The organism is Salmonella sp. 2020_1395, assembly GCF_043848115.1.
GTDB classification, from domain to species: Bacteria; Pseudomonadota; Gammaproteobacteria; order Enterobacterales; family Enterobacteriaceae; genus Salmonella; species Salmonella enterica.
Genome location: NZ_JBCMFH010000005.1, coordinates 317,844 through 344,652, shown reverse-complemented (window position 1 = coordinate 344,652; position 26,809 = coordinate 317,844). Strand labels below are relative to the sequence as shown.

General features: G+C 53.8%; 26 protein-coding genes. 16 read left to right on the top strand and 10 right to left on the bottom strand.

What is annotated here, in order from left to right:
• Nucleotides 1-130 precede the first annotated feature (130 nt).
• The 7 genes from dksA to panD all read left to right on the top strand — a co-directional run bounded on the left by dksA (nucleotide 131) and on the right by panD (nucleotide 5,953).
• Nucleotides 131-586 (top strand): RNA polymerase-binding protein DksA, encoded by a 456-nt coding sequence (dksA, locus tag ACH0WD_RS10920; protein ID WP_001155232.1) that lies wholly within the window; start codon nucleotides 131-133, stop codon nucleotides 584-586.
• Between the two features lie 68 nt (nucleotides 587-654).
• A complete protein-coding gene (gluQRS, locus tag ACH0WD_RS10915) occupies nucleotides 655-1,551 on the top strand; it encodes a tRNA glutamyl-Q(34) synthetase GluQRS (RefSeq protein ID WP_001682576.1) in 897 nt (298 codons plus the stop codon).
• Between the two features lie 161 nt (nucleotides 1,552-1,712).
• On the top strand, nucleotides 1,713-3,110 hold the full coding sequence (pcnB, locus tag ACH0WD_RS10910) for a polynucleotide adenylyltransferase PcnB (RefSeq protein WP_125540466.1): 1,398 nt from the start codon (nucleotides 1,713-1,715) through the stop codon (nucleotides 3,108-3,110).
• The gene (gene folK / locus ACH0WD_RS10905; RefSeq protein ID WP_000150778.1) at nucleotides 3,107-3,586 is read left to right on the top strand and encodes a 2-amino-4-hydroxy-6-hydroxymethyldihydropteridine diphosphokinase; all 480 of its coding nucleotides are present in this window, start codon (nucleotides 3,107-3,109) and stop codon (nucleotides 3,584-3,586) included. The genes pcnB and folK overlap by 4 nt, the downstream gene beginning before the upstream one ends.
• A 120-nt stretch (nucleotides 3,587-3,706) precedes the next feature.
• Nucleotides 3,707-4,498, top strand: coding sequence for a 3-methyl-2-oxobutanoate hydroxymethyltransferase (gene panB, locus ACH0WD_RS10900; protein ID WP_000805486.1), 792 nt, complete (start codon nucleotides 3,707-3,709; stop codon nucleotides 4,496-4,498).
• A gap of 125 nt (nucleotides 4,499-4,623) precedes the next feature.
• Entirely contained in the window at nucleotides 4,624-5,478 is an 855-nt protein-coding gene (panC, locus tag ACH0WD_RS10895; protein WP_000905349.1) for a pantoate--beta-alanine ligase, read from the top strand.
• Between the two features lie 94 nt (nucleotides 5,479-5,572).
• Nucleotides 5,573-5,953 carry an aspartate 1-decarboxylase gene (gene panD, locus ACH0WD_RS10890; RefSeq protein WP_000621526.1) on the top strand — a complete coding sequence of 127 codons (381 nt, stop codon included), beginning with the start codon at nucleotides 5,573-5,575 and terminating at the stop codon, nucleotides 5,951-5,953.
• Between the two features lie 6 nt (nucleotides 5,954-5,959).
• Here the strand turns inward: panD and ACH0WD_RS10885 are convergent, their stop codons facing one another.
• Together ACH0WD_RS10885 and ACH0WD_RS10880 are read right to left on the bottom strand one after the other, a co-directional pair.
• Complete coding sequence (locus ACH0WD_RS10885) at nucleotides 5,960-7,189, bottom strand: polysaccharide deacetylase family protein (protein WP_000245316.1); 1,230 nt, start codon at nucleotides 7,187-7,189, stop codon at nucleotides 5,960-5,962.
• A gap of 61 nt (nucleotides 7,190-7,250) precedes the next feature.
• Nucleotides 7,251-7,691, bottom strand: a complete 441-nt coding sequence (locus ACH0WD_RS10880; protein WP_000901958.1) for a PTS sugar transporter subunit IIA — start codon at nucleotides 7,689-7,691, stop codon at nucleotides 7,251-7,253.
• A 369-nt stretch (nucleotides 7,692-8,060) separates the two neighbouring features.
• Between ACH0WD_RS10880 and ACH0WD_RS10875 the strand changes: the two genes are divergently transcribed.
• Genes ACH0WD_RS10875 through ACH0WD_RS10860 form a run of 4 tightly spaced genes read left to right on the top strand, consistent with a single transcriptional unit; the run spans nucleotide 8,061 to nucleotide 12,983 of the window.
• Nucleotides 8,061-8,594 carry a fimbrial protein gene (locus tag ACH0WD_RS10875; protein ID WP_000779122.1) on the top strand — a complete coding sequence of 178 codons (534 nt, stop codon included), beginning with the start codon at nucleotides 8,061-8,063 and terminating at the stop codon, nucleotides 8,592-8,594.
• Between the two features lie 47 nt (nucleotides 8,595-8,641).
• Nucleotides 8,642-9,325 carry a fimbrial biogenesis chaperone StiB gene (stiB, locus tag ACH0WD_RS10870; RefSeq protein WP_001086402.1) on the top strand — a complete coding sequence of 228 codons (684 nt, stop codon included), beginning with the start codon at nucleotides 8,642-8,644 and terminating at the stop codon, nucleotides 9,323-9,325.
• A gap of 26 nt (nucleotides 9,326-9,351) precedes the next feature.
• On the top strand, nucleotides 9,352-11,898 hold the full coding sequence (locus tag ACH0WD_RS10865) for a fimbrial outer membrane usher protein (RefSeq protein ID WP_001231769.1): 2,547 nt from the start codon (nucleotides 9,352-9,354) through the stop codon (nucleotides 11,896-11,898).
• An 8-nt stretch (nucleotides 11,899-11,906) separates the two neighbouring features.
• On the top strand, nucleotides 11,907-12,983 hold the full coding sequence (locus ACH0WD_RS10860) for a fimbrial protein (RefSeq protein WP_000794031.1): 1,077 nt from the start codon (nucleotides 11,907-11,909) through the stop codon (nucleotides 12,981-12,983).
• Between the two features lie 108 nt (nucleotides 12,984-13,091).
• Here ACH0WD_RS10860 and ACH0WD_RS10855 read toward each other — a convergent pair whose 3' ends face one another.
• Together ACH0WD_RS10855 and ACH0WD_RS10850 are read right to left on the bottom strand one after the other, a co-directional pair.
• On the bottom strand, nucleotides 13,092-13,862 hold the full coding sequence (locus ACH0WD_RS10855) for an ABC transporter permease (RefSeq protein ID WP_000983418.1): 771 nt from the start codon (nucleotides 13,860-13,862) through the stop codon (nucleotides 13,092-13,094).
• The gene (locus tag ACH0WD_RS10850; protein ID WP_000150628.1) at nucleotides 13,859-14,785 is read right to left on the bottom strand and encodes an ABC transporter ATP-binding protein; all 927 of its coding nucleotides are present in this window, start codon (nucleotides 14,783-14,785) and stop codon (nucleotides 13,859-13,861) included. The genes ACH0WD_RS10855 and ACH0WD_RS10850 overlap by 4 nt, the downstream gene beginning before the upstream one ends.
• A gap of 108 nt (nucleotides 14,786-14,893) precedes the next feature.
• Between ACH0WD_RS10850 and can the strand changes: the two genes are divergently transcribed.
• Nucleotides 14,894-15,556 carry a carbonate dehydratase gene (gene can, locus ACH0WD_RS10845; protein ID WP_000651591.1) on the top strand — a complete coding sequence of 221 codons (663 nt, stop codon included), beginning with the start codon at nucleotides 14,894-14,896 and terminating at the stop codon, nucleotides 15,554-15,556.
• A 57-nt stretch (nucleotides 15,557-15,613) separates the two neighbouring features.
• Here the strand turns inward: can and hpt are convergent, their stop codons facing one another.
• A complete protein-coding gene (gene hpt, locus ACH0WD_RS10840) occupies nucleotides 15,614-16,150 on the bottom strand; it encodes a hypoxanthine phosphoribosyltransferase (protein WP_000683342.1) in 537 nt (178 codons plus the stop codon).
• Nucleotides 16,151-16,355: 205 nt separating this feature from the next.
• On the opposite strand from hpt, the gene ACH0WD_RS10835 reads away from it, so the two are divergent.
• The gene (locus ACH0WD_RS10835) at nucleotides 16,356-18,746 is read left to right on the top strand and encodes a glucose/quinate/shikimate family membrane-bound PQQ-dependent dehydrogenase (protein ID WP_000829736.1); all 2,391 of its coding nucleotides are present in this window, start codon (nucleotides 16,356-16,358) and stop codon (nucleotides 18,744-18,746) included.
• Nucleotides 18,747-18,823: 77 nt separating this feature from the next.
• Here ACH0WD_RS10835 and cueO read toward each other — a convergent pair whose 3' ends face one another.
• Nucleotides 18,824-20,434: a multicopper oxidase CueO gene (cueO, locus tag ACH0WD_RS10830; RefSeq protein WP_000946058.1), complete on the bottom strand. Its 1,611-nt coding sequence runs from the start codon at nucleotides 20,432-20,434 to the stop codon at nucleotides 18,824-18,826.
• A 201-nt stretch (nucleotides 20,435-20,635) separates the two neighbouring features.
• Between cueO and ACH0WD_RS10825 the strand changes: the two genes are divergently transcribed.
• The 3 genes from ACH0WD_RS10825 to speD all read left to right on the top strand — a co-directional run bounded on the left by ACH0WD_RS10825 (nucleotide 20,636) and on the right by speD (nucleotide 22,765).
• The gene (locus tag ACH0WD_RS10825; protein WP_000846613.1) at nucleotides 20,636-20,983 is read left to right on the top strand and encodes a YacC family pilotin-like protein; all 348 of its coding nucleotides are present in this window, start codon (nucleotides 20,636-20,638) and stop codon (nucleotides 20,981-20,983) included.
• A 106-nt stretch (nucleotides 20,984-21,089) separates the two neighbouring features.
• Complete coding sequence (gene speE / locus ACH0WD_RS10820; protein ID WP_000829968.1) at nucleotides 21,090-21,950, top strand: polyamine aminopropyltransferase; 861 nt, start codon at nucleotides 21,090-21,092, stop codon at nucleotides 21,948-21,950.
• A 20-nt stretch (nucleotides 21,951-21,970) separates the two neighbouring features.
• Entirely contained in the window at nucleotides 21,971-22,765 is a 795-nt protein-coding gene (speD, locus tag ACH0WD_RS10815; RefSeq protein ID WP_000734276.1) for an adenosylmethionine decarboxylase, read from the top strand.
• 29 nt (nucleotides 22,766-22,794) lie between these two features.
• On the opposite strand, the gene ACH0WD_RS10810 is transcribed toward speD, so the two are convergent.
• The 4 genes from ACH0WD_RS10810 to ACH0WD_RS10795 are packed head-to-tail and all read right to left on the bottom strand — an operon-like array spanning nucleotide 22,795 to nucleotide 26,766.
• Entirely contained in the window at nucleotides 22,795-23,562 is a 768-nt protein-coding gene (locus tag ACH0WD_RS10810) for a DeoR/GlpR family DNA-binding transcription regulator (protein WP_000678254.1), read from the bottom strand.
• Nucleotides 23,563-23,571: 9 nt separating this feature from the next.
• The gene (locus tag ACH0WD_RS10805; RefSeq protein WP_000448751.1) at nucleotides 23,572-24,555 is read right to left on the bottom strand and encodes a D-threonate 4-phosphate dehydrogenase; all 984 of its coding nucleotides are present in this window, start codon (nucleotides 24,553-24,555) and stop codon (nucleotides 23,572-23,574) included.
• On the bottom strand, nucleotides 24,545-25,816 hold the full coding sequence (locus tag ACH0WD_RS10800) for a D-threonate kinase (protein ID WP_000783300.1): 1,272 nt from the start codon (nucleotides 25,814-25,816) through the stop codon (nucleotides 24,545-24,547). Before ACH0WD_RS10800 ends, ACH0WD_RS10805 begins: the two co-directional genes overlap by 11 nt.
• Entirely contained in the window at nucleotides 25,813-26,766 is a 954-nt protein-coding gene (locus ACH0WD_RS10795; protein ID WP_001022089.1) for a 2-keto-3-deoxygluconate permease 1, read from the bottom strand. Before ACH0WD_RS10795 ends, ACH0WD_RS10800 begins: the two co-directional genes overlap by 4 nt.
• Between the last annotated feature and the right edge of the window lie 43 nt (nucleotides 26,767-26,809).

Genomic DNA, 26,809 nt, shown 5'->3' with positions numbered 1-26,809 from the left:
ACGCTTTTCCTCACAGGGTTGTCAAGTGTTACGTTTAGATAATTGCTATCCGGAAAAGCATCTGCTATTTATAGCGACCTGATTTTCCCCCGAACATGGGGATCGATAGTGCGTGTTAAGGAGAAGCAACATGCAAGAAGGGCAAAACCGTAAAACATCGTCCCTGAGTATTCTCGCCATCGCTGGGGTGGAGCCGTACCAGGAGAAACCGGGCGAAGAGTATATGAACGAAGCCCAGCTATCGCACTTCAAGCGTATTCTTGAAGCATGGCGTAATCAACTCCGGGATGAAGTCGATCGCACTGTGACGCACATGCAGGACGAAGCCGCCAACTTCCCCGATCCGGTCGATCGCGCCGCGCAGGAAGAGGAGTTTAGCCTGGAGTTACGTAATCGTGACCGTGAGCGCAAACTGATCAAAAAGATCGAGAAGACGCTGAAGAAAGTGGAAGATGAAGACTTCGGTTATTGCGAGTCCTGCGGGGTGGAGATTGGTATCCGCCGCCTGGAAGCGCGTCCAACAGCCGATCTGTGCATCGACTGCAAAACGCTGGCTGAAATTCGCGAAAAACAGATGGCGGGTTAATCCCGTTCGTTTCTACCCTATTTATGACAGGCGGGAGTTTTCCCGCCTTATTCTTTATTGCCCGCAGCATGACTGACTCACACTATATTGGCCGTTTCGCGCCGTCGCCATCCGGCGAACTGCATTTCGGCTCGTTAATCGCCGCCCTCGGCAGCTATCTACAAGCCCGTGCGCAACGCGGAATTTGGCGCGTTCGCATAGAGGATATCGACCCCCCACGTGAAGTTCCCGGTGCCGCAGCGACCATTCTGCGCCAGCTGGAACATTACGGCCTGCACTGGGATGGCGAGGTCTTATGGCAATCACAGCGTCATGAGGCTTATCGCGAGGCGCTGGCCTGGCTTCACGAGCAGGGACTGAGCTACTACTGCACTTGCCCCCGCTCGCGCATTCAACGTCTGGGCGGTATTTACGACGGCCATTGCCGGACGTTATGCCACGGGCCGGAGAATGCCGCCGTCAGAATTAAACAGCAGCATCCGGTGATGCGTTTCCATGATGCCTTGCGCGGCGACATCCAGGCTGACCCACAGCTGGCGAGCGAAGATTTTATTATCCACCGCCGCGACGGACTGTTTGCTTATAATCTGGCCGTGGTGGTCGACGATCATTTTCAGGGGGTGACGGAGATCGTCCGCGGCGCAGATTTAATCGAACCCACTGTCCGACAACTTTCTCTGTATAAACAGTTTGGCTGGCGTGCGCCTGGTTACGTGCACCTTCCGCTGGCGCTCAACGAACAAGGCGCTAAACTTTCCAAGCAAAATCATGCCCCTGCGCTTGCGACAGGCGATCCGCGCCCGGTACTGGTCCAGGCATTGCGCTTTTTAGGCCAACGCGACGTCGTAGCGTGGCAGGAGATGTCTGTTGAGGAGTTGCTGCGCTTTGCGGTGACGCACTGGAGGCTTACAGCCGTACCCACATCGGCTAATGTAAATCCGGCATTCTCAAATGCGTCTCGCTGAGCTATGATTAGCCGCTATTTTTGCTCATCGTCTTTCGCATTGCTGCGGCGTTAATGATGCTTACAGCCCAGGTCGCGTTGCTCTCTTACGCCCGTCTGCCGTAATGCGAAAGACATAGAGTAAGTTGATCTTATTAATGTATGACACTACCGAGGTGCGCTATTTTTACCCGAGTCGCTAATTTTTGCCGTAAGGTGTTAAGCCGCGAGGAGAGCGAGGCAGAACAAGCCGTCGCCCGTCCACATATGACGATTATCCCGCGTGAACAGCACGCTATCTCCCGCAAAGATATCAGTGAAAATGCCCTCAAGGTACTGTACAGGCTGAACAAAGCGGGCTATGAAGCCTACCTGGTCGGCGGCGGCGTCCGCGATCTCCTGCTCGGCAAAAAGCCGAAGGATTTCGACGTGACCACCAACGCAACACCGGATCAGGTACGGAAATTATTCCGCAATTGCCGTCTGGTGGGGCGTCGTTTCCGCCTGGCTCACGTGATGTTTGGCCCGGAAATTATCGAAGTGGCAACGTTTCGTGGTCATCATGAAGGCAGTGAAAGCGACCGTACGACCTCCCAGCGTGGGCAAAACGGTATGCTGCTGCGCGATAATATCTTCGGCTCTATCGAAGAAGATGCCCAGCGCCGCGATTTCACCATCAACAGCCTTTACTACAGCGTAGCGGATTTTACCGTGCGCGATTACGTCGGCGGAATGCAGGATCTGCAAGAAGGCGTGATTCGCCTGATCGGCAATCCGGAAACGCGCTACCGCGAAGATCCGGTTCGAATGCTGCGCGCCGTGCGTTTCGCTGCGAAGCTCAATATGCGTATCAGCCCTGAAACGGCTGAGCCAATCCCGCGTCTGGCAACCTTGCTAAACGACATTCCTCCCGCGCGCCTGTTCGAAGAGTCGCTGAAGCTGTTGCAGGCGGGGAACGGTTACGAAACCTATCAACAACTGCGGGAATACCACCTCTTCCAGCCGTTGTTTCCTACCATTACGCGTTATTTCACCGAAAACGGCGACAGCGCAATGGAACGCATCATTGCGCAGGTGTTGAAGAATACGGATAACCGCATCCGTAACGAGATGCGCGTTAACCCGGCATTTTTGTTTGCCGCCATGTTCTGGTATCCGCTGCTGGAGATGGCGCAAAAAATCGCTCAGGAGAGCGGCCTTGCCTATTACGATGCTTTCGCGCTGGCCATGAATGACGTGCTGGATGAAGCCTGCCGTTCACTGGCGATCCCGAAACGCCTGACCACACTTACCCGTGATATTTGGCAGCTTCAGTTACGGATGTCGCGACGCCAGGGCAAACGCGCCTGGAAACTGATGGAACATCCCAAATTCCGCGCCGCGTTTGATTTACTGGAGCTGCGCGCTCAGGTGGAAAATAATACTGAACTGCAACGTCTGGCGCAGTGGTGGGCCGAGTTTCAGGCTTCCGCGCCGCCGGAACAAAAAGGGATGCTCAACGAGCTGGACGACGATCCTGCTCCACGCCGCCGCCGTTCACGTCCGCGCAAACGCGCGCCGCGCCGCGAGGGCACCGTATGACGATCGCGTATATCGCGCTTGGCAGTAATCTGGCCTCTCCGCTGGAGCAGGTCAATGCCGCCCTGAAGGCTATCGCCGACATTCCCGATAGCCGTATCGTCACGGTGTCTTCGTTTTACCGCACGCCGCCGCTTGGCCCACAGGATCAGCCCGATTACCTGAACGCCGCGGTGGCGCTGGATACCGCCCTCGCCCCCGAAGAATTGCTTAACCATACCCAGCGCATTGAGCTGCAACAGGGCCGGGTGCGCAAAGCCGAACGCTGGGGGCCGCGCACGCTGGACCTCGACATTATGCTGTTTGGCGATGAAGTCATTAACACCGACCGTCTGACCGTACCGCACTACGACATGAAAAACCGCGGTTTTATGCTGTGGCCGTTATTCGAAATCGCTCCTGAGCTGATCTTTCCGGATGGTATCAGCCTGCATCAGCATCTCACCCATCTTGGTGCTGCAAAACCCGCCCACTGGTAAAATATCGCCTCCCCTTTAGCGTTTACTGCTTTAGCGCCAAACGATTGCTTAAATCAATTGCCCCCCTGAATATGACTGTTAGAATGCCGGGAAATATAACTTTTACCATCAGGAAACGTTATGAAACCCACCACTATTTCACTGCTGCAGAAATGCAAGCAAGAGAAAAAACGCTTCGCGACAATTACCGCCTACGACTACAGCTTCGCTAAGTTATTTGCCGACGAAGGTATCAATGTGATGCTGGTTGGCGACTCGCTGGGCATGACGATTCAGGGGCATGACTCCACTCTGCCTGTCACCGTGGAAGATATCGCTTACCACACTCGTGCCGTGCGACGTGGCGCGCCCAACTGTCTATTGCTCTCCGACCTGCCGTTTATGGCTTACGCCACCCCGGAACAGGCATGTGAAAACGCGGCTATCGTGATGCGTGCGGGGGCCAATATGGTCAAAATTGAAGGCGGCGCCTGGCTGGTTGATACGGTGAAAATGCTCACCGAACGCGCCGTACCGGTTTGTGGTCATCTGGGGCTAACGCCCCAGTCGGTGAATATCTTCGGCGGCTATAAAATTCAGGGCCGCGGCGACGCCGGACAAATGCTGCTGGATGACGCGCTGGCTTTAGAAGCGGCTGGCGCTCAACTGCTGGTGCTGGAGTGCGTGCCGGTTGAGCTGGCGAAGCGCGTCACGGAAGCGCTGTCGATTCCGGTGATCGGCATCGGCGCGGGCAACGTCACCGACGGTCAGATCCTGGTGATGCACGATGCGTTTGGCATCACCGGCGGCCATATTCCCAAATTCGCGAAAAATTTCCTTGCCGAGGCGGGCGACATGCGCGCCGCCGTACGGCAGTATATGGCTGAAGTGGAGTCCGGCGTTTATCCGGGCGAAGAACACAGCTTTCACTAATTTTTCTGACCGTGCCGGATGACGACGCGACGCGTTTTATCCAGCCTACCGATCCTCAACGGATGTAGGCCTGATAAGCGCAGCGCCATCGGGCAGGATCATCAAGCAACTCAAGGAGTTTTGTTGTGCTAATCATTGAAACCCTGCCGCTGCTGCGCCAGCATATTCGTCGTCTGCGTCAGGAAGGTAAACGCGTCGCACTGGTTCCCACCATGGGCAACCTGCACGACGGCCATATGAAGCTGGTCGATGAGGCAAAAGCCCGGGCTGATGTGGTGATCGTCAGCATTTTCGTCAACCCGATGCAGTTTGACCGGCCGGACGATCTGGTGCGTTATCCGCGCACGCTGCAGGAAGATTGTGAAAAGCTGAACAAACGCAAAGTCGATTATGTCTTTGCGCCAGCCGTTGAGGAAATCTACCCACAGGGGCTGGAAGGCCAGACGTACGTTGATGTTCCCGGCCTCTCTACCATGCTGGAAGGCGCCAGCCGTCCGGGTCATTTCCGCGGCGTCTCGACCATCGTCAGCAAGCTGTTCAACCTGATCCAGCCGGATATCGCCTGCTTTGGCGAGAAGGATTTCCAGCAACTGGCGCTGATCCGCAAAATGGTGGCGGATATGAGTTATGACATTGAGATCGTCGGCGTGCCGATTATTCGCGCCAAAGACGGTCTGGCGCTCAGCTCACGTAACGGCTATCTGACCGCAGAGCAGCGCAAAATTGCGCCGGGTCTACACAACGTGATGAATAGCATCGCTGAAAAACTGATTGCGGGTAACCGTGAGCTGCAAGAGATTATTGCCATTGCCGAACAGGAACTGAATGAAAAAGGCTTCCGTGCCGACGACATTCAAATCCGTGATGCCGACACGCTGCAGGAGCTGACGGAAACCAGCAAACGCGCAGTGATTCTGGCCGCCGCCTGGCTGGGTCAGGCGCGTCTGATCGATAATCAAAGCGTTACATTAGCCCAGTAGACAGGGGTTAAAAATCGGGCAATACTGCCTGAGAATTTCCAAAGCAGGCCACAAGCGCCTGCTTAGCCAAGGTAAACGACAGGGTAAAGAAGTTATGATTCGCACCATGCTGCAAGGCAAGCTCCACCGCGTAAAAGTCACGCAGGCGGACCTGCACTACGAAGGTTCCTGTGCCATTGACCAGGATTTCCTTGATGCCTCCGGTATTCTGGAAAACGAAGCGATTGATATCTGGAACGTGACCAATGGGAAACGTTTCTCAACCTATGCGATTGCGGCTGAACGCGGCTCCAGAATCATCTCGGTGAACGGTGCGGCGGCGCACTGCGCTGAAGTTGGCGACATTGTGATTATCGCCAGCTTCGTCACCATGTCTGATGAAGAAGCGCGTACATGGCGTCCGAAAGTGGCCTATTTTGAAGGCGACAACGAGATGAAGCGCACCGCGAAAGCTATTCCGGTACAGGTTGCCTGATAGTCCTTATCCTTGCGGCTGGTTGCTGATCAGCCGCGACATGGTTTCCAGAGAATCCGTGCGCAGAATATACAGCCTTTTGAGCAGCATCGGATTATCTCCCGGCTTCACCTTCCCTCTCACCGTGGTGACCGCCAGATGGAAACCGGCGTCTTTTGCTGCTTTGATCGCGGTCGCGTTATAACCGCCAAAGGGATAAGAAAGATAAAATACGTGCGGAGTAAACTGTGCGAGCGCCCGCCGCGAGCGTTCAAAATCAAACAGAATATTATGGTAGCTGCGGCTATATAAAATCGGGCGACGATGCCCGTCTACCCGATGTAAAAAGTGGGTATGCGACTGAAAATCAAAAACGTCGCTTATCTTGCGCAATTCGGACACGCTCATAAATTGCAGCGATCTGGGATTCCATGTTTGCGGATGGCGCTTAATACGCGATGAGATAATAAATGCCGTCGCTTTCATACCGTACTGCTTTAATACCGGATACGCATAGCGACTCACCGATTTAAGGCCATCGTCAAAGGTGATAACCACCGCGCGCGCCGGGAAATTCGCGCGGTTATGGATGTAATCCTCCAGTTGGTACATCGTCAACGTGGCATAGCCGCGATCGCGAAGCCAGGTCATTTGGTTGCTGAATGCCCGAACCGAAGTCGTGGTGGACGTATGGCGAAAACGAGTATTCTCTTCATCACGTAAGATGTGATGATAGGTCAAAATCGGAATGCCGTTGTCTTCCTGCGCATCCATGGCGCTGACATAAGCCAGCCTGTCGCCAATACGGATCTGATACCAGGTTTGGTGTAGCCGGCCTTGCAGCTTGCTAATAATGGGGTAACGCAAATTATCCACCAATACGCCAAACGGGGCGCTACTGATGTCCGGCGCGTTATACACCGGCGTGTCCTTCCAGGTCACCAGATTCTGATTGCTGAGCGGCTTGTTAAGATCGCCCAGGCCATCTTCCACTTTTTGTTTTCCCTGCACGGATTCCAGATGGCCTTTATCGATAAACCCCACACCGAAGCCGAATTTAAAGGCATAATAATCAGCCGCAACAGGCGTTACGGAAAGAATTTGTCCGGCGCGGATATTCCCTACGGTCACCATTTTGTCGCCAATCTGCGACCAGATGGCGGCATCTTTCGTCGTTTGCATATAACGAGCGGGCAAGGCAGCCAACACATTACCGGCGAAAAAAAACAGCAAGATAAGAACAACGCGCATAACCATATATCATAACCGAGGCGAAAAAACGCCGTCATTGTAGCAAAAGCGTCGTCAATGGTATTGATCAAAACTCATACGAATCATGCAGCAATACAAAAGGCGGATTTTTCTGCTGCTGATGCCAGAGACTGGTGACATCCGGCGCGCCAAGCGCGACAATCTGGTCGCGAAATGCTGAACTGCTCATTGACTCTCGCCAGGGAATCATTTCCTCCATCAATGAATAACTGACACCGGAAATAACTTCACATTGAGAATGTTTATGGCTCATCAGCGACGCGACACGATAAGGCGCCGCGCCGGAAATGTCGGTTAAAAATATCACGCCTTCACCGGAGTCGGTGGCATGGAGGGCGTCACACATCATGCGGCTGAGCATATTTACGCTTAACCCACGCCAGAAATTGACCGCCCGACACTGCGCCAACGGCCCATATTTCTTTTCAAGACCTTCGAGCATTTCCTGCGCCCGATCGTCATGACAGGAAATGACCCATCCCAGCATAACTTCTCCTCCATTGAGCTCCAATCCTGCATGATGTCAGCATGTTTTTTTGGCCGACAATACACTATGACCACGATCATTTTTTATTCAAAAAAATTTGCATTATTTTTAAAATTGTTAACAGCCTTCATAGAATCTGGCCCATTAAAGGGTAATCACGGCGATTCAATTAAACAAACACTCACCAAAATAATTGATTAAATATATATTATAAATATTTCATATTTATGTATTCTGAATTTTTCTTCGCGCCGCAAAAATCATCGGACATTATATTTACTCATTCGGCAATAAAAAGAACAATAACTTCCCACACTATAGATATTGTTACTATGTCAATATTTATAATAACTTAAAGGATCAAAGATAATGAAACTCACCTTAAAAACACTCACTGTGGCACTGGCTGCCATCACCCTCTCCCCCGCCGCGCTGGCCGACACCGCCAAAGACGGCACCGTACATATCACCGGCCTCATTAAGCAAAACGCCTGTACGGTAAAAACGGATTCAGTAGAGGTGACATTACAGGACGAATTTGCCTCTCTTTTTACTGCCGCAGGGCAGACGGCAGGGGATAAAGACTTCACCATCGAACTCGAAAACTGCGACGCAAACGTCTACAGCAGTGTACAGGCGCGCTTTGAAGGCACACTCGACGGAACCGATGCGACCATCCTGAAAAATGAGGATGATGCTGAGAATATTGGCGTGCAAATTCTTGATAAATCTAGCACCCCTATGACCTTTAACGATCTTCAGGCATGGTCTGCCGCAGTCGCGCTCACAGAGGGGGTGACGGAACTCTCAATGCCTTTCACCGCCCGCTATATCTCCACCGCGGTTCCCGTTAAGTCGGGAACGGTCGATGCAACCGCAACATTCTATCTGCAATATAACTGATCCTGGCGGCCAGCGTCGGCTGGCCCCTTTGTTTATTGAGGTCATCAATGAATTCATTGGCTAAAGCAGGGTTGCTTTGTTGCCTGTTGTGCGGTTCGCTGGCGCATGCCGCAGGGATAAACATCGGCACAACGCGGGTTATTTTTCACGGCGATGCCAAAGATGCGTCCATATCGATAAGCAATAACGACAACGTTCCCTATTTAATTCAGTCCTGGGCGCAATCGATCAGCGAAACAGGGGCGAGCGGCGATGCGCCGTTTATGGTCACCCCGCCGCTTTTTCGCCTTAATGGCGGGCAAAAGAACGTACTACGAATTATCCGTACCGGCGGCAATTTGCCGGAAGATCGCGAGTCGCTGTACTGGCTGGATATTAAATCGATTCCCAGCAGCAATCCGGACAATAAACACAACACACTCATGCTGGCCGTTAAAGCGGAATTTAAGCTGATTTACCGGCCAAAAGCGTTAACCCAAAAACCAGAAGAGGTTGCCGATCGGTTAACGTGGTCGCGTCAGGGTCGCACGCTCACCGTGAAGAACCCCACGCCCTATTATATGAACTTCGCCACCCTTTCCGTTGGCAGTCAAAAAGTGAAAGCCCCGCGCTATGTGGCGCCTTTCGGCAACGCGCAGTATACGCTGCCTGCCGCCGCCAGCGGCCCGATTGTCTGGTCTATCATCAACGATTTTGGCGGTATTGGCCCCGAACATAAACAAACGCCTTGAGAAGAGTGACAGGGATGAGAGTGCCGATGCGCAAAAGGCAACACCGGGTATTTTATTTATCGCGCTGCGCTGTGTGTATCGCGCTGGGCAGCACGTTCGCACACGTTGCATGGGCGCGCGACTATTTCAATCCGGCATTTATTGAAAACCATGGGCAGGCGAGTCGCACAAGCGTCGATCTGTCGACATTTGATAACGACAAAAGCCAGCTGCCTGGCACCTATTACGTCACTATCAATATCAATAAAACAGAAATCGGCGCGCGAAACGTTGATTTTCAACTCACGACGCTCAGTGACGGTCAACAGGCATTACAGGGCTGTTTACGGCTCCAGGAACTAAAAGATAACAGCGTCAAAACCGACCTTTTTCCAACCCTGGAGAGTGAAAAAGGCTGCGTCGATCTCAGCGTTATCCCCGGCGCCAGCCAGCGGTTTGATTTTCAGCAACAGACATTATCAGTAAGCATCCCGCAACTCTACATCGCCAACAACGCGCGCGGCTACGTGCCGCCGGAAAAGTGGCAGGAGGGGATTACCGCGCTAATGCTGAACTACAGTTTCAGCGGCTATAAAGAGTACGGTTCCAGCGAGGATTCCGACGATGCGGAATCGAAGTATCTCGCTCTCCAGCCGGGTTTTAACCTCGGGCCGTGGCGTTTTCGCAACTACAGTAACTGGAGTTCAAATAACGGCGAGAGCGGTAGCTGGAACAGCGTTTATAACTATTTACAGCGCGACATTATCGCGCTGAAAAGCCAGTTCACCGCCGGAGACAGCAATACGCCATCCGACGTGTTCGACAGCGTACCTTTTCGCGGCCTCCAGCTTACCTCTGACGATCAAATGCAGCCCAACAGCCAGCGTGGTTACGCCCCGACGATTCGCGGCATCGCCCGCTCAAACGCGCAGGTTATCGTGCGGCAAAACGGCTATATCGCCTATCAAACCGCCGTTTCGCCGGGCGAATTTGAAATCAACGATATGTTTCCCACCGGCAGCAACGGCGACTATGACGTAACGGTAAAAGAAGCCGACGGCAGCGAACAGCATTTTATCGTGCCCTACTCTTCGCTGCCGATTCTGCAGCGCACCGGACGGGCAAAATACAGCGTGACCGTGGGTAAATACCGCGATTATAACAACCACACGCTGGACGACTTCGGCCAGGCAACCCTGCTGTACGGCCTGCCGTGGGGCATCACCCTGTACGGCGGCAGCCAGATTGCCGGCGATAAATACCAGTCCGTCGCCTTCGGCGTCGGGCAAAATATGCAGATGCTGGGGGCCATTTCCCTGGACGGCATCTGGTCGCACGCCAAATTTGACGATGGCCGCAAAGAAATCGGGCAATCCTGGCGCGTCCGCTACAGCAAGGGCGTCGTCAGTACGGGCACCACGTTTTCGCTGGCCGGCTATCGTTACGCCAGCGAAAACTACAATTCGCTGAGCGAGGTGATCAACCCGGACGACGATTTTTATGATAACTACGGCAAGCGCCATAATCGTTTCGAAGCCTCGGTCAACCAGCAAATTAGCGATACGCTCGGTTCCTTAACGCTAAGTTGGGTCAAAGAAGATTACTGGCACAGCGCGCAGCAGATGGAGTCTCTGAGCGCCAGTTACAACAATAGCTGGGGTCCGGTGAGCTATTCGCTGAGCTACAGCTATAACAAAAACACCTACCAGTACCGATCGGACAATGACGATGATGACAACGACGACGATCGTTATAACCAGAACGATCGGCTGTTCACGTTGTCGCTGCACGTTCCGTTTACGGTGTTCGATTCCAGGCTATACGCCAGCTATATGCTGAACACGCGTAAGCACGATGCCACGGTGAACAGCACCACCCTTAGCGGCACCGCGCTGCGTGACAGAAACCTGAACTGGTCGTTACAGCAAAGCCACAGCACACAAGACGGTGATTCCGGCGGGGTAAACGCCAGCTATAAAGGCACTTATGCCAACCTCAACGCCGGTTACAATCAGTCGCCAGATAGCCAACAGGTCAGCTACGGCATCAGCGGCGGCATTCTGGCGCACGAAAACGGTATTACCCTGAGCCAGCCGATTACCGGCGCGGCGATTTTAATTAAAGCGCCCGGCGCCAGCGGCGTTTCGGTTGAAAACCAGACCGGCGTCGCCACCGACTTCCGGGGTTATACGGTGATCCCCAACGTCACGCCGTATTATCGCTACGATATCTCGCTCGACAGCAGCACGTTTGCTGACAACGTGGATATTCCGCTCAACAACCAGACCGTCTATCCGACGCGTAATGCGGTGGTGCGCGCGTCGTATGACACGCATAAGGGCTATCGCGTGCTGTTAACGCTGACGCGCAGCAATGGCGAGCCCGTGCCCTTTGGCGCGACGGCAAGCGTCGATGGGCAGGATGCGAACCTGGCCAGTATCGTCGGCGATAAAGGCCAGGTCTTCCTCAGCGGCCTGCCGGAAGAGGGCCTGCTGCTGGTGAACTGGGGAAGCGCCTCTTGCCGCGCGGATTACCGCCTTGATATCAGCAAAAATATGAACGGCATCGTGATGGCGAACGCCGTCTGCCAGTGAGGAACACAATGAAGAATTTATGGATGCTGCTGGCGCTGGCGCTATTTTCAGGCCATGCGCTGGCAGAAGGAACGATGGGCAACGGAAGCGGCTGGTGTCAACCCACCAACGGCACGCATAATTTTCCTTTTAGTTTTAATCAAACCATTACCGATACGGATGGGAACCAGACGGGAACCATCGTTGAAGAGCACTGGTCAGCTGGCGGAGAATATTCGGCTAAATGCGACTGCGATAACAGTGATTATCGCGGGTACAACTATTTCACCGCGACCACCGGCGATCTGACGCAGAAAGGCACGCACAGCGAGACGCGATACTACGGACATATGGATTACTATGTCCTCGTGGCAGGCAAACTGGAAATTGGCACCGAAGCGTATGTAGCCGGGAAGTTGAACCAGAATATTCCTGTCCCGTTTTCCTCAATCAGCAATGAGGATAGTTCCGCAGGCGGCTGTGGCGATGCAGAAATGAAATCAATGACGGCGGGCAATAAAGGCACGGTAAGGATTTATATTACTCATCCTTTGGTCGGTGAAATCTCGATCCCGCAAACAACGATCATGAATCTCTATTTATCAAAAATGCCGGGCAGCAGCGGAGATAATATTCCCCCCGCCGTTCCCCCTGTCGCGCACGTCACCATGTCCGGAACTATTACCGTGCCGCAGTCCTGTTCCATCAACGCCGGGCAGGTTATCGAGGTCAGGCTGCCGGATATTGAGGGCAAAGATATTCGTAATCTCGGCGACAGTCCGCAGAACTCGCACGTCACCACTCAGGTAAACTTTACCTGTAGCAACGTGGCGGACGGCACCAACCTGTCAATGTCATTGAACGGAGAAACCGATCCGCACAACCCGGAATACCTGAAAACCGACAATGAGAATTTAGGGATACGGATTTCCGATAAATACGATAAGACCATCGTTCCCGGCGGTAGCGCCGAATTGCCGATTGAAGATTACACAGACGGTAAAGGCAGCACCGAGTTCACCGCCGCGCCGGTCAATACCACCGGACATGTTCCCCACACCGGAGAATACCAGGCTACCGCCACGCTGGAGATTCAGATTCGCTGAGAGAAGCGTTGGGTTTCAGCAAGCCTCACCTACCGACCCGTAACCCATTGATATTACGGGCCCGTAGGTGGGATGAAGCGAGGTGCAACCCAACGCCCCTGTCAACGCTTAACTGCGCAACCCGCGCCCACGCTGGATCAGCGACCAACACAGCAGGTAGAAAGCGGCGATAAAGATCACCAGTACGCCAAACGTCGTCACCAGCGGTACATCATGGATACCCAGGAAGCCGTAGCGGAAGCCGCTGATCATGTAGACGATCGGGTTCAGGTGCGACAGCCCTTGCCAGAACGGCGGCAGCAGCGTCAGCGAGTAAAATACCCCGCCGAGGTAGGTCAGCGGCGTCAGCACAAAGGTCGGGATCAGGCTGATATCGTCAAAGGTTTTCGCAAACACGGCGTTCAGCAGTCCGGCCAGCGAGAACAGAATCGCGGTCAGAATCAGCGTTAGCGCAACAAATACCCAGGAATGCACCTGGAAAGGCACGAAAAAGAGCGAAATCGCCGTCACCAGAATCCCCACGCACAGCCCGCGCGCTACGCCGCCGCCGACAAATCCGGCGATGATCACATGCGTTGGTACCGGCGCGACCAGCAGTTCCTCAATATTGCGCTGAAACTTGGCGCTAAAAAATGACGACGCGACATTCGCGTAGGAGTTAGTAATGACCGCCATCATAATCAGGCCCGGCACAATAAATTGCATATAGCTAAAACCATGCATTTCGCCGATGCGCGAACCAATCAGGTTGCCGAAAATAATAAAATAGAGCGTCATGGTGATGACGGGCGGCACCAGCGTTTGCACCCAGATCCGCATAAAGCGGTGGATCTCTTTCGCCCAGATGCTTTTAAGGGCAACCCAGTAAAGCTGCATCATGCGCGATCTCCTTGTTTTTCATGCACCAGCGACACAAACAGTTCTTCCAGACGGTTGGCTTTATTACGCATACTTAATACCTGAACCCCCTGCTCGCTCAGTTGGCTAAAGACGCTGTTAACCCCCTGCTCGCGTAACACTTCCACCTCCAGAGTCGAGGTATCCACCAGACGATATTGATAACCCGTAAGCTTAGGTAGCGGGCTTTTTGGCGCTAAATCCAGAATAAACGTCTCCGATTTCAGCTTTGAAAGCAGATTTTTCATGGAGGTATTTTCCACCAGCTCGCCGTGCTGAATAATACCGATATTGCGGCACAGCATTTCCGCCTCTTCCAGATAGTGGGTGGTGAGAATAATGGTGGTGCCTTTGGCGTTTAAGTCTTTCAGGAATCCCCACATCGAGCGACGCAATTCGATATCGACGCCCGCCGTCGGCTCGTCGAGAATCAATAGCTTAGGTTCATGCATCAATGCGCGGGCGATCATCAGGCGGCGTTTCATCCCACCAGAGAGCATCCGCGCGCGTTCACTACGTTTTTCCCACAGATCGAGCTGTTTTAAATACTTTTCGCTACGTAAAACCGCCTCTTTATGCTCCACGCCGTAATAACCGGCCTGATTCACTACGATCTGTTGCACCGTTTCAAACGGGTTAAAGTTAAACTCCTGTGGCACCAGTCCAAGCTGTCGCTTGGCGTTAACCACGTCTTTTTCCAGGTCGTAACCAAAAACGTTAACGCGCCCGGACGTTTTATTAACCAATGAGCTGATAATACCGATGGTGGTCGATTTCCCTGCTCCATTTGGCCCCAGAAGCGCGTAAAAATCCCCCGCTTCGACCTGCAAATCTATGCCGCGCAGCGCCTGAACGCCGCCGGGATAGGTTTTTTTAAGTTGTTGAAGTTCCAGCGCAATGGTCATAAATTCTCACTTACTTTACGTTCTTACACTTTATATATGGTTTAAATAACTACGGAGTTGCCCTATATTAGCCCAACGCACTTATTTGGTTACAGGTCGTTAACTTCCATGAAAGACATAGATACACTCATCAGCAACAATGCACTATGGTCAAAAATGCTGGTGGAAGAGGACCCCGGATTTTTTGAGAAACTGGCGCAAGCGCAAAAACCGCGCTTTCTATGGATTGGATGTTCCGACAGCCGCGTTCCCGCAGAGCGTTTAACCGGGCTTGAACCGGGCGAATTGTTTGTTCACCGTAATGTGGCTAACCTGGTTATTCACACCGATCTGAACTGTCTCTCCGTGGTTCAGTATGCGGTAGATGTTCTGGAAGTTGAGCATATTATCATTTGCGGCCACTCCGGTTGCGGCGGTATCAAGGCTGCGGTAGAAAACCCTGAGCTGGGCTTGATTAATAACTGGCTGCTGCATATCCGCGACATCTGGCTTAAACATAGCTCGCTGTTGGGAAAAATGCCCGAAGAGCAACGTCTGGACGCGCTCTATGAATTGAACGTCATGGAACAGGTCTATAACCTGGGGCATTCCACCATTATGCAGTCAGCGTGGAAACGCGGTCAGAATGTGACCATTCACGGCTGGGCGTACAGTATCAATGATGGCCTGCTGCGCGATCTTGACGTCACCGCCACCAACAGAGAAACGCTGGAGAACGGCTATCATAAGGGTATTTCCGCCCTAAGTCTGAAATACATTCCCCACCAATAAGCCATTAGCTATAGGCCGGATAAGTCGCTTTAGCGACGCCATCCGGCATTTCTGCGCTTACTCGTCCAGCAGCACCACTTTACCAACATACGGTAGATGGCGATAACGCTGAGCGTAGTCGATACCGTAACCGACTACAAATTCGTCCGGAATCGAAAAGCCAACGAACTCAACCGGCACGTCCACTTCGCGACGAGACGGTTTATCCAGCAGCGTACAAATCGCCAGCGATTTCGGCTCGCGCAGGCCCAGGATTTCACGGACCTTCGACAGCGTATTACCGGAATCAATAATGTCTTCGACAATCAGCACGTCTTTACCACGGATATCCTCATCCAGATCTTTGAGGATTTTCACGTCGCGGGTGGTGGACATACCGCTACCATAACTGGAGGCGGTCATAAAATCGACTTCATGAGGAACCTGAACTTCACGGCACAGGTCCGCCATAAACATAAATGAGCCACGCAACAGACCTACCAGCACCATTTCACTGCCGCTGTCTTTATAACGTTCGGTAATCTGACGACCCAGCTCGGCAATACGTGCTTTGATCTCCGCTTCGGGGATCATGACTTCAACAGTATGTTTCATATTTATAACCATATGATTTAAAAACAAATCACTCAATGCCGGTGACTAATAACGCCGCATTGACGCGCAAGGCACGCAGTATAACAGCAAACGTATTCATTCGCGGCATTTGATAAGAAAGCTCATTTTGTGATTACGATCACACATGTTAATTCCTATACTTAATTGCTACTAAAAAATTAACAATTTGGGATGGTGTCTTTTTATGGCAGAAAATAACGCACGATCGCCACGATTACTCGTGACGCTGACGGCCCTCTTTGCAGCACTTTGTGGGCTGTATCTTCTTATCGGAGGTGTCTGGCTGGTTGCTATTGGCGGTTCCTGGTACTACCCCATCGCAGGCCTCGTGATGCTGGTTGTCGCCGGATTGCTATGGCGCAGTAAACGTGCCGCGCTGTGGCTGTATGCCGCCCTGCTGCTGGCGACAATGATTTGGGGCGTGTGGGAAGTCGGGTTCGACTTCTGGGCGCTCACGCCGCGTAGCGATATTCTGGTGTTTTTCGGCATCTGGCTAATATTACCGTTTGTCTGGCATCGGCTGGTGGTTCCTTCCAGCGGCGCAGTGGCAGCGCTGGTCGTGGCGCTGCTGATTAGCGGCGGCATTCTGACCTGGGCTGGCTTCAACGACCCGCAGGAGATCAACGGTACGCTTCGCGCCGACGCCACGCCCGCCGCAACAAGCTCGTCGATCGCCGACGAAGACTGGCCGGCCTATGGACGTAATCAGGAAGGCCAACGCTATTCGCCGCTGAAACAGATCACTGCGGATAACGTTCACCAACTGAAAGAAGCGTGGGTCTTCCGCACCGGCGATCTGAAACAACCCAACGATCCGGGCGAAATCACCAACGAAGTGACCCCGATTAAGGTCGGCGATACGCTTTATCTGTGTACAGCTCACCAGCGTCTGTTCGCGCTGGACGCCGCCAGCGGTAAAGAGAAGTGGCATTTTGATCCTCAGTTGAAGACCGATTCGTCTTTCCAGCATGTGACCTGCCGCGGCGTCTCTTATCATGAGGCCAAAGCGGATACCGCCTCGTCGGAGGTCATCGCCGACTGTCCGCGCCGCATTATCCTTCCGGTCAATGACGGTCGCCTTTTCGCGGTGAATGCCGAAACCGGCAAGCTGTGTGAAACCTTCGCCAACAAAGGCGTCCTGAATCTGCAAACCAATATGCCGGACACCACGCCGGGACTGTATGAACCGACGTCGCCGCCGATTATCACCGATAAAACGATTGTCATTGCCGGTTCGGTCACGGATAACTTCTCTACCCGCGAAACGTCCGGCGTTATCCGTGGTTTTGACGTTAATACCGGTAAACTACTGTGGGCCTTCGATCCGGGGGCGAAAGATCCGAACGCGATTCCAGCCGATGAGCACGCTTTTACCTTTAACTCGCCGAACTCCTGGGCGCCTGCCGCCTATGATGCGAAACTGGATCTGGTCTATCTGCCGATGGGCGTGACCACGCCGGATATCTGGGGCGGTAACCGCACGCCGGAGCAGGAACGTTATGCCAGCTCCATCCTGGCGCTGAATGCCACCACCGGGAAACTGGCCTGGAGTTATCAGACCGTCCATCACGATCTGTGGGATATGGACCTGCCGGCACAGCCGACGCTGGCAGATATTACCGTTGACGGTACTACCGTTCCGGTTATCTATGCGCCAGCGAAAACCGGTAATATCTTTGTGCTCGACAGACGTAATGGCGAGCTGGTCGTGCCCGCTCCGGAAAAACCGGTCCCACAGGGCGCGGCAAAAGGCGATTACGTCGCCAAAACTCAGCCGTTCTCTGATTTAACCTTCCGCCCGAAAAAAGATCTCTCCGGCGCGGATATGTGGGGCGCGACCATGTTCGACCAACTGGTGTGCCGCGTTATGTTCCACCAGTTGCGCTATGAAGGTATCTTCACCCCGCCGTCCGAGCAGGGGACATTGGTATTCCCTGGCAACCTGGGGATGTTTGAATGGGGCGGTATTTCCGTCGATCCAGACCGTCAGGTCGCTATCGCTAACCCGATGGCGCTGCCGTTTGTCTCGAAACTGATCCCACGCGGCCCTGGCAATCCAATGGAACCGCCGAAAGACGCGAAAGGTACCGGAACAGAAGCGGGTATTCAGCCACAGTACGGCGTACCGTTCGGCGTCACGCTGAATCCGTTCCTTTCGCCGTTTGGCCTGCCGTGTAAACAACCGGCCTGGGGCTATATTTCCGCGTTGGATCTGAAGACCAATGAAATCGTGTGGAAGAAACGTATAGGGACGCCGCGCGACAGTATGCCGTTCCCGATGCCGGTTCCGGTGCCGTTCAACATGGGGATGCCCATGCTCGGCGGGCCAATCTCAACCGCCGGTAACGTGCTGTTTATCGCCGCGACCGCCGACAACTACCTGCGCGCTTATAACATGAGCAACGGGGAAAAACTGTGGCAGGGACGTTTACCCGCCGGAGGCCAGGCAACGCCGATGACCTATGAGGTAAACGGTAAGCAGTACGTGGTCGTTTCTGCCGGAGGCCACGGTTCGTTTGGTACGAAGATGGGCGACTATATCGTGGCCTATGCTTTGCCTGACGACGCGAAATAACCATTAATGCCCGGCGTATGCCGGGCATTATGCCGGGTGGCGGCTTCGCCTTACCCGGCCTGCGTCACAGACATCGGTCAGACCGTAAATCCTAACATCATTCCCGTATCTTCATGTTCTAACAGATGACAGTGCGCCATATAGGCATGTTCCTTCGGCGCGTCGTGATCGAACTTGACCAGCACTTCACTGATACCGCCCTCAACGCGTACCGTATCCTTCCAGCCCGTTCTGTGCGCCGCTGGCGCTTTGCCGTTCTCTGACAGAATACGGAACTGCGTGCCGTGAATATGGAAAGGATGCAGCATCATGTCGCCCACGCCGGAAATCACCCAACGTTCATGTCGGCCTTTTTGCGCCGCGAACATCGGTTTGTTCATATCGAAGACCTGGCCGTTGATAAAGTTAGCGTTATGGAAGTCGAATTTTCCGCCGTGATTCATATTGCCCATCGCGCCATGATTCATTCCGCTGTGATCCATGTTGCCATGATCCATCTCGCCATGCCCCATATTGCCGCCCTGCATATGCGCGTTCATGCTGTCATGATCCATGCCGCTCATCGCCTGAGCGCCATATTTCTTCATCAGCATTTGCATCCCCATCATATCAAGGCGTGGGTCCATCGACAGTTTCAGGTTGCGCACCGTCAGCCCTTCCAGCGACGGCAGCGCCGGCATCGTCGTCAACGTATCCGGCAGCGTACCGGAGGCGGTAATCCGCAGCGGCTGGATACGCATCACCGGATGCGGTTTATCAAACGGAGCGATCGCCATTCCCATCTGGCTGACCGGCAGGGTCACCAAGTCAAAGGCTTTCCCGTCGCTGATATCCACCAGCACTTCAAAACGCTCGCCCATTAATAACGGCAGTTCGGTGACTTTCACCGGCTCCGCCAGCAGGCCGCCGTCGCTGGCGATCACATAAAGCGGGCGATTATCGCTGGCGGCGATATTCAGCGAGCGCGCATTACAGCCATTCAACAAGCGCAGACGTAGCCAGCCTTTCGGCGCGGAATGCTGCGGATAGATAGCGCCATTGGTCAGCAGCGTATCGCCAAACCAGCCGACGGCGGCGGTCATAATATCCAGTTGATAATCAATCTGGCCATCGGCGGAGAAGCGTTTGTCCTGAATGATCACCGGCACATCGTCGATGCCCCACTGTTTCGGCAGGCGCAATTTGCGAATCTCGTCATCTTCAATCAGCACCAGTCCGGCAAGGCCCATCGCCACCTGGCGCCCGGTTTTGCCGTGTTTGTGCGGATGAATCCAGCAGGTCGCGGCGCGTTGCTGCGGCGTAAACGTCACCGTGCGGGTTCCGCCTGCGGGAATAATCCCCTGCGGACCGCCGTCGACGATGCCCGGAATCTCCAGACCATGCCAGTGAAGCGTCGTGTCTTCGGCCAGTTGGTTATGGATATCAACGGTCACGCTTTTTCCCTTGTGAAGCTGTACCGCTGGCCCCAGCAAATTACCGTTGTAGCCCCAGGTTGTCGCGTTCTTACCAGCGAATGTCGACTGTCCGGCTTTAACAATTAACTGCATACGGTTGCTCGCATCTGCCGTTAACAGGTCAGGAATAGGCAACGCGGGACGTTCGGCGGCAAAAGCGGCGCGGCTCCACAGCGGCAGCGCTGATGCAACCCCCAGCGCCACTGAATATTTTAAGAAATCACGGCGTAACATAATCATTTCCTTATAATGAACAGGCGGGTGTCTAAGCTTAGACCCTGCCCTAACGGGAAGGTCAAGCCAGCAACACGTCTTTACCATTCCTGACAGCAATACAATAAGAATGAAAACGCCGCGACCAATCCTGATAATAAAAGTCGTCGCTACGTTCTCAGTATGCTAACGTTGACTTTCCCTGATGCCGTGGTAGAAGCAATGAAGACGTTTTTCAGACCCGTGTTGTTTGGCAGCCTGATGGCCTTATGCGCAAATAGCTATGCGCTTACTGAATCCGAAGCTGAAGATATGGCCGATTTAACGGCGGTTTTCGTTTTTCTGAAAAATGACTGTGGTTACCAAAATTTACCCAACAGTCAGATTCGCCGTGCGCTGGTCTTTTTTGCCCAGCAAAATCAGTGGGACCTGAGTAACTACGACACCTTCGATATGAAATCGTTGGGCGAAGACAGCTACCGCGATCTTAGCGGCATCGGTATTCCGGTCGCTAAAAAATGCAAAGCTCTGGCCCGCGATTCTCTGAGCCTGTTAGCCTACGTTAAATAATCCTCCGCGATCCTATTGCTGAAATAATGACCGTGCATCCACGGTCATTGTTAGCTATGATGTTGCGCCCTTTTTTTACGGGTGTTAACAATGGAGGTATCAGCCAATGGCCGAAAATACGATGTGGCATGAAACGCTACACGACCAGTTTGGTCAGTACTTTGCCGTAGACAACGTTCTGTATCATGAAAAAACCGATCACCAGGATTTAATCATCTTTGAAAACGCCGCTTTTGGCCGCGTGATGGCGCTGGACGGCGTGGTACAGACCACCGAACGCGACGAGTTTATTTATCATGAAATGATGACCCACGTCCCGCTGCTGGCGCACGGTCATGCGAAACACGTTCTGATTATCGGCGGCGGCGACGGCGCAATGCTACGTGAAGTTACCCGGCATAAAAATGTCGAAACCATCACCATGGTGGAGATCGACGCTGGCGTAGTCTCGTTTTGCCGCCAGTATTTACCCAACCACAATGCCGGCAGCTACGACGATCCGCGCTTTACGTTGGTAATCGACGACGGCGTGAATTTCGTCAATCAGACCCATCAGACCTTTGATGTGATCATTTCCGACTGTACCGATCCGATAGGCCCCGGCGAAAGCCTGTTTACCTCCGCCTTTTATGAAGGCTGTAAGCGTTGCCTGAATCCGGGCGGCATTTTTGTCGCCCAGAACGGCGTGTGCTTCCTGCAACAGGATGAAGCGCTCGACAGCCACCGCAAGCTGAGTCATTACTTCAGCGATGTCGGCTTCTACCAGGCGGCGATTCCGACCTATTACGGCGGCATTATGACCTTCGCCTGGGCGACGGACAACGACGCTCTTCGTCACCTGTCGAGCGAAATTATTCAGGCGCGTTTTCATGCCGCCGGCCTCAAATGTCGCTATTACAACCCGGCTATTCATGCCGCTGCATTTGCGCTACCGCAATATCTACATGACGCACTGTCCGCACAGTGACGTTAAGGAGGTGATAAAAATTGAAAAAGCTGAAACTGCATGGCTTTAACAATCTGACGAAAAGCCTGAGTTTTTGTATTTACGATATCTGCTACGCCAAAACCGCAGAAGAGCGCGATGGCTATATCGCCTATATCGATGAACTCTATAACGCCAACCGACTGACCGAGATCCTGTCGGAGACATGCTCCATTATCGGCGCGAACATCCTGAACATCGCCCGTCAGGATTATGAACCCCAGGGCGCCAGCGTCACGATTCTGGTGAGCGAAGAACCGATCGACCCGAAACTTATCGATCAAACCGAACATCCCGGCCCGCTGCCGGAAACCGTGGTGGCGCACCTCGATAAGAGCCATATCTGCGTGCATACCTATCCGGAAAGCCATCCGGAAGGCGGGCTATGCACCTTTCGCGCCGACATCGAAGTGTCAACCTGCGGGGTGATTTCACCGCTAAAAGCGCTCAATTACCTGATCCACCAGCTAGAGTCCGATATTGTCACCATCGATTACCGCGTGCGCGGCTTTACGCGCGACGTCAACGGTATGAAGCACTTTATCGATCATGAGATTAATTCTATTCAGAATTTTATGTCGGAAGATATGAAGTCGCTGTATGACATGGTGGATGTAAACGTGTATCAGGAAAATATTTTCCATACCAAGATGCTGCTTAAAGAGTTCGATCTTAAGCACTACATGTTTCACACCAAACCGGAAGATCTCACTGAAACCGAACGCCAGGAGATCACTGCCGCGCTGTGGAAAGAGATGCGCGAGATTTACTACGGCCGCAATATTTCTGCGGTCTGATTCACCACTGGCAGCGCCTGACGGCGCTGTCACTCCGGCTGCACCAGCGTTAGTGCAAAAGCGCGCCCTTTCAGTTCAACCTGCGCTGACGGCGGCAGATTGACGTCGGTAATCACGTCATTAAAGCGCTCAAGCGGCACCACATTAAAGAGCGAATGCGCGCCATACTTACTGCTGTCCGCCAGCAACACTTTGCGCTGCGCATTAGCAATAATCTCCTGTTTAAGCCCGGCCTTATCTTCCGTTGGGGTCGTCACGCCCGTTTTTACCCCCCATGAATTACAGCTCATAAACGCGATGTTCGGATAAACGCTGCGCAACAGCTTACGCCCATGCTCACCGATACAGGACTGACTGCTGTCATCGATACGACCGCCGACAATCGTCACTTCAATTTGCCGGAACTCAGCTAAAAACAGCGCAATATGCAGATCGACGGTGATGACCCGCAGCGGAAGATGGGTTAAGCATTTCGCCAGTTCCATCATTGTCGTACCGGCATCCAGCACGACGGCATCGCCAGCATTGACCAGCGATGCGGCAACGCGTGCGATCGCCCGTTTTTCAGCGGGCGATCGCAGTTGTTTTTCATTGGTGGTGGGCTGGGCGGGTTCAAAACGCCGCAGCGCCACGCCGCCATGACTACGGCTGATCACGCCCTGCTCATCCAGCTTGATCAAATCGCGACGGATAGTGGCTGGCGATGCGTCAACCGCCTCAACCAGCTGTTCTACCGTAACCAGCGTATGGTTTTTCAGATACGCCACAATGAGATCCAGACGGTGTTGTCCTTTCATAACAGGGAATTATGCCAGTTGCATTGCCAGTTTGATCGATACGGCCATGCTCTCAGATTTTGCTTTTCCCGTCCAGGCGATATCAAATGCGGTGCCATGATCGGCAGAGGTCCGAATAAACGGCAGCCCCGCGGTGATATTCACGCCATCATAAAAGCCAAGCAATTTCAACGGGATATGTCCCTGGTCATGATACATCGCCACCACCATATCATACTGCCCCTCATAAGCCTGGAGAAATACAGTATCCGGCGGGCACGGCCCATAAACGTCCATACCTTTTGCACGGGCATCGGTAATGGCTGGCGTCAGGATACGCGTCTCTTCATCGCCAAACAGGCCATTCTCGCCCGCATGAGGATTCACGCCTGCCACGGCGATACGCGGTTTAACGTAACCCACACGCTTGAGGAAAGTATCAGCAATGCCAATCACCGTTTCGACACGCGTGGTACTTAACGTATCAAGGAATTTACGCAGCGCGATATGCGTTGAAACGTGAATCACTTTTAGTTTATCGGTGTAAAGTACCATCGCGTAATCGCGGCTATGGGTCAGGGTCGCGAGCAGCTCGGTATGGCCCGGATAGTTGTGCCCCGCCAGGTGCAGCGCCTCTTTATTCAGCGGCGCGGTAGCGATAGCCTGTACGTCGCCCCGTAACGCTAACTCGGTGGCGCGCTTCACGCAGCGATACGCTAAATCCCCCGCCTGCGCCTGAACTTTCCCGGCCTCCAGCGCCTCCGGCTGCGCCAGCGGCTCATCAATCACATGAATGGTGCCGGGCGCAAAACGCGCTTCGGCGACCCGTTCAATGGCCCGTAACTCGACGTTCGGCGTGATGCCCTTCGCCTGTAAACGTTTCAACGTTGCGAGGCATCCAATAACCACCAGCGGCGCGCCGTTGAGACCGTCTTCGCTTAGCGCTTTAACAATAATTTCCGGCCCAATGCCCGCTGGATCGCCCATGGTAATGGCAACGGTTTTAGTCTCCACAATACATCTCCTCAATATAATAAAGCGCGTCACACAACGTACTGTCTGAACCGAATCCGCCCGCTTTGGTAATGACCGGCAGATCGTCAATTTCGCTGTTTACAAACGTTCCACAGGGAATACAGGGCGCCACCTCACTTTGAATGCGATAACCTTCAGCGCCAAGCGCGCCGGCGACGGCGGTAGCGATATCGCCGCCGGTCAGAAACAGCCCGCCAATCCGCGCCTGCTCGATAATGTTTAACGTGACGACGCCAAGCCGCTGGCTCAGTCGCTCGCCCAATTGCTGACGGCTCATCGCGAATTTTTCGCACAGCGCGTCGATTAACTGTCGATCTTCTGCGCGACGGCTGGTGCGTAATATCGTATGTCGATGCTGACTTAACAGCGCGCAGGCCTGCTCTACGACAGACGCGATTTCCTGTTCCGCGCTATCCGACACCATGCGCGCGGCATCAATATCCACGACCTCCGCACGTCCCCGGCACAGCGCATTATCCACCTGACGTCGCGTGGCTTCGCTCATCGAACCGGCCACCACCAGCACCGGCAGCCGCTGCCGGTCTTGCATAAAAAGTTCAACCGGCAACGCATTCGCCAGACCAGCTGCGCCGACGAGCAGCGGCATCGACGGTTGTTCGCACGCCGCTTGCGCAATCAACGTCAGATCCCGCTCTTCCACCGCATCCACGACGATAATCCCTTCGCCCTCAGCCGCATAAGCCGTAAGTAAGGCGCTTAACCCACCGCGTCGGACATCCTGCAAAAAGACTTCATACACAGGGATCTCACTTTGCAACGCCACTATCTCGGCAATGCGGGAAGAGACAATGGGCGTTTTCGGATCGCTGGCAAATTCTGTTTCCAGTAGCGGGACGCCATTAACCAGACATTTTCCTTCAAGCGTCGTGCGTCCGGCCGCAGGGATCGCGGCGGCGATAACGGCCAGTTTTCGCTGACTGGCGCGCATGGCCGCCGTCACTTCGGCGCCGATATTGCCGCGAAATGTGGAGTCGATTTTTTTGTACACCAGCGGCGCTGGCGATGTCTCACACCACGGGGAAAGCGCGGCATAAACGGCAGATGCCGCCTGATCTGCGGGCATCGCCCGGCTTTCGGTGTTAATGACTAACACATCGGCGCGGCGGGACGGTTTTTGCGACGCGCTCAACATGACTTCCGTTCTCGCCCCCTTCTTCGCCAACTGGACGCCGGTATCATTCGATCCGGTAAAATCATCGGCGATAACCATCATTTTCATGCGTTTTTCTCCAAAGAAGCCTGACGCGCCTGTTTTTTCGCAACCCAGGAGGTCAACACTGGCGTCAGGATTGCCGTGGTGATCACCGAGGCGGCAATCAGCGGAGCTGCAGCAGCGGCCACCTCGGCGAGCGAAGGGTCGGCCTGCGCAATAGCCAGCGGCGTCGCAACGGCATTACCCGCGGTACTGGAGGCCGCCGCCCCGGCAATGCCAGTTCCGCCAACCAGACGATCTGCGCGAATATTAAAGAAACCGCCAACGAACGTTGTCAGCACGCCGAGCAGAATTCCGGCAAGTCCGCCTTGCAGTAACATTTCCAGGTTGATGCCCGCCCCCAGCGCAAAAGCAAAGAAAGGAATGAGCAGCGGGCCGCCTTTGGTCAAAAAATCGCGCATATGAGGATCAAGATTGCCGAGGATCATGCCGACAACTAGCGGAACCAGCACCGCCACCAGCGCCATAATGGGAATGTTCGCCATCCCTGCCGCGCCCAGCGCAATCATCGTAAAGAAAGGGCCATCATTAAGAGACAAAATAGAGATAGCGCCGACGTCGCGCTCATTGCCGAATTCGCCTACCAGCGCAGCATAAAGTCCGCCATTCGAATTGCTCATCGCCGCGATAATCGCCACGCCGCTCAGGCCAAAAATACCCTCCGCGCCGAAAAGATGCTCCACGCCCAGGCCAATGCCGATGGCGACAAGCAACTTAGTGAGCGTAATCGTCCCGCCCTGCAATAACGCCTGGGGCGCGGCTTTCACACTGATACCGGCTCCCATACACAGCAGAAAAGCGCCAATCAGCGGCGCCGCGCCGTTTTTAAATAAGGCGGTGGTAAAACCGCCAATCTCAAGCGCCTGCGGGGCGAAGGTGTTAATGACTGCGCCAATAACGAGCGGTACGACCATCATGCCGCCGGGTACGCGCTCTATTGCTTTTTTGATGTTCATGGTCTTACCGCCTGTTGCTTGTTGTGATTGAATAAAATCATAA

Excerpts from the sequence above, each read along its gene's own strand:
- stiB (WP_001086402.1), top strand. The coding sequence starts at position 8,642 with ATGAATTCATTGGCTAAAGCAGGGTTGCTTTGTTGCCTGTTGTGCGGT.
- ACH0WD_RS10880 (WP_000901958.1), bottom strand. The coding sequence starts at position 7,691 with ATGCTGGGATGGGTCATTTCCTGTCATGACGATCGGGCGCAGGAAATG.
- ACH0WD_RS10825 (WP_000846613.1), top strand. The coding sequence starts at position 20,636 with ATGAAGACGTTTTTCAGACCCGTGTTGTTTGGCAGCCTGATGGCCTTA.
- ACH0WD_RS10850 (WP_000150628.1), bottom strand. The coding sequence starts at position 14,785 with ATGACCATTGCGCTGGAACTTCAACAACTTAAAAAAACCTATCCCGGC.
- dksA (WP_001155232.1), top strand. The coding sequence starts at position 131 with ATGCAAGAAGGGCAAAACCGTAAAACATCGTCCCTGAGTATTCTCGCC.
- ACH0WD_RS10885 (WP_000245316.1), bottom strand. The coding sequence starts at position 7,189 with ATGGTTATGCGCGTTGTTCTTATCTTGCTGTTTTTTTTCGCCGGTAAT.
- ACH0WD_RS10800 (WP_000783300.1), bottom strand. The coding sequence starts at position 25,816 with ATGAAAATGATGGTTATCGCCGATGATTTTACCGGATCGAATGATACC.
- hpt (WP_000683342.1), bottom strand. The coding sequence starts at position 16,150 with ATGAAACATACTGTTGAAGTCATGATCCCCGAAGCGGAGATCAAAGCA.
- ACH0WD_RS10875 (WP_000779122.1), top strand. The coding sequence starts at position 8,061 with ATGAAACTCACCTTAAAAACACTCACTGTGGCACTGGCTGCCATCACC.
- ACH0WD_RS10795 (WP_001022089.1), bottom strand. The coding sequence starts at position 26,766 with ATGAACATCAAAAAAGCAATAGAGCGCGTACCCGGCGGCATGATGGTC.
- gluQRS (WP_001682576.1), top strand. The coding sequence starts at position 655 with ATGACTGACTCACACTATATTGGCCGTTTCGCGCCGTCGCCATCCGGC.
- ACH0WD_RS10860 (WP_000794031.1), top strand. The coding sequence starts at position 11,907 with ATGAAGAATTTATGGATGCTGCTGGCGCTGGCGCTATTTTCAGGCCAT.
- panD (WP_000621526.1), top strand. The coding sequence starts at position 5,573 with ATGATTCGCACCATGCTGCAAGGCAAGCTCCACCGCGTAAAAGTCACG.
- ACH0WD_RS10835 (WP_000829736.1), top strand. The coding sequence starts at position 16,356 with ATGGCAGAAAATAACGCACGATCGCCACGATTACTCGTGACGCTGACG.
- cueO (WP_000946058.1), bottom strand. The coding sequence starts at position 20,434 with ATGTTACGCCGTGATTTCTTAAAATATTCAGTGGCGCTGGGGGTTGCA.
- ACH0WD_RS10865 (WP_001231769.1), top strand. The coding sequence starts at position 9,352 with ATGCGCAAAAGGCAACACCGGGTATTTTATTTATCGCGCTGCGCTGTG.
- speE (WP_000829968.1), top strand. The coding sequence starts at position 21,090 with ATGGCCGAAAATACGATGTGGCATGAAACGCTACACGACCAGTTTGGT.
- ACH0WD_RS10810 (WP_000678254.1), bottom strand. The coding sequence starts at position 23,562 with ATGAAAGGACAACACCGTCTGGATCTCATTGTGGCGTATCTGAAAAAC.
- ACH0WD_RS10855 (WP_000983418.1), bottom strand. The coding sequence starts at position 13,862 with ATGATGCAGCTTTACTGGGTTGCCCTTAAAAGCATCTGGGCGAAAGAG.
- can (WP_000651591.1), top strand. The coding sequence starts at position 14,894 with ATGAAAGACATAGATACACTCATCAGCAACAATGCACTATGGTCAAAA.
- folK (WP_000150778.1), top strand. The coding sequence starts at position 3,107 with ATGACGATCGCGTATATCGCGCTTGGCAGTAATCTGGCCTCTCCGCTG.
- panB (WP_000805486.1), top strand. The coding sequence starts at position 3,707 with ATGAAACCCACCACTATTTCACTGCTGCAGAAATGCAAGCAAGAGAAA.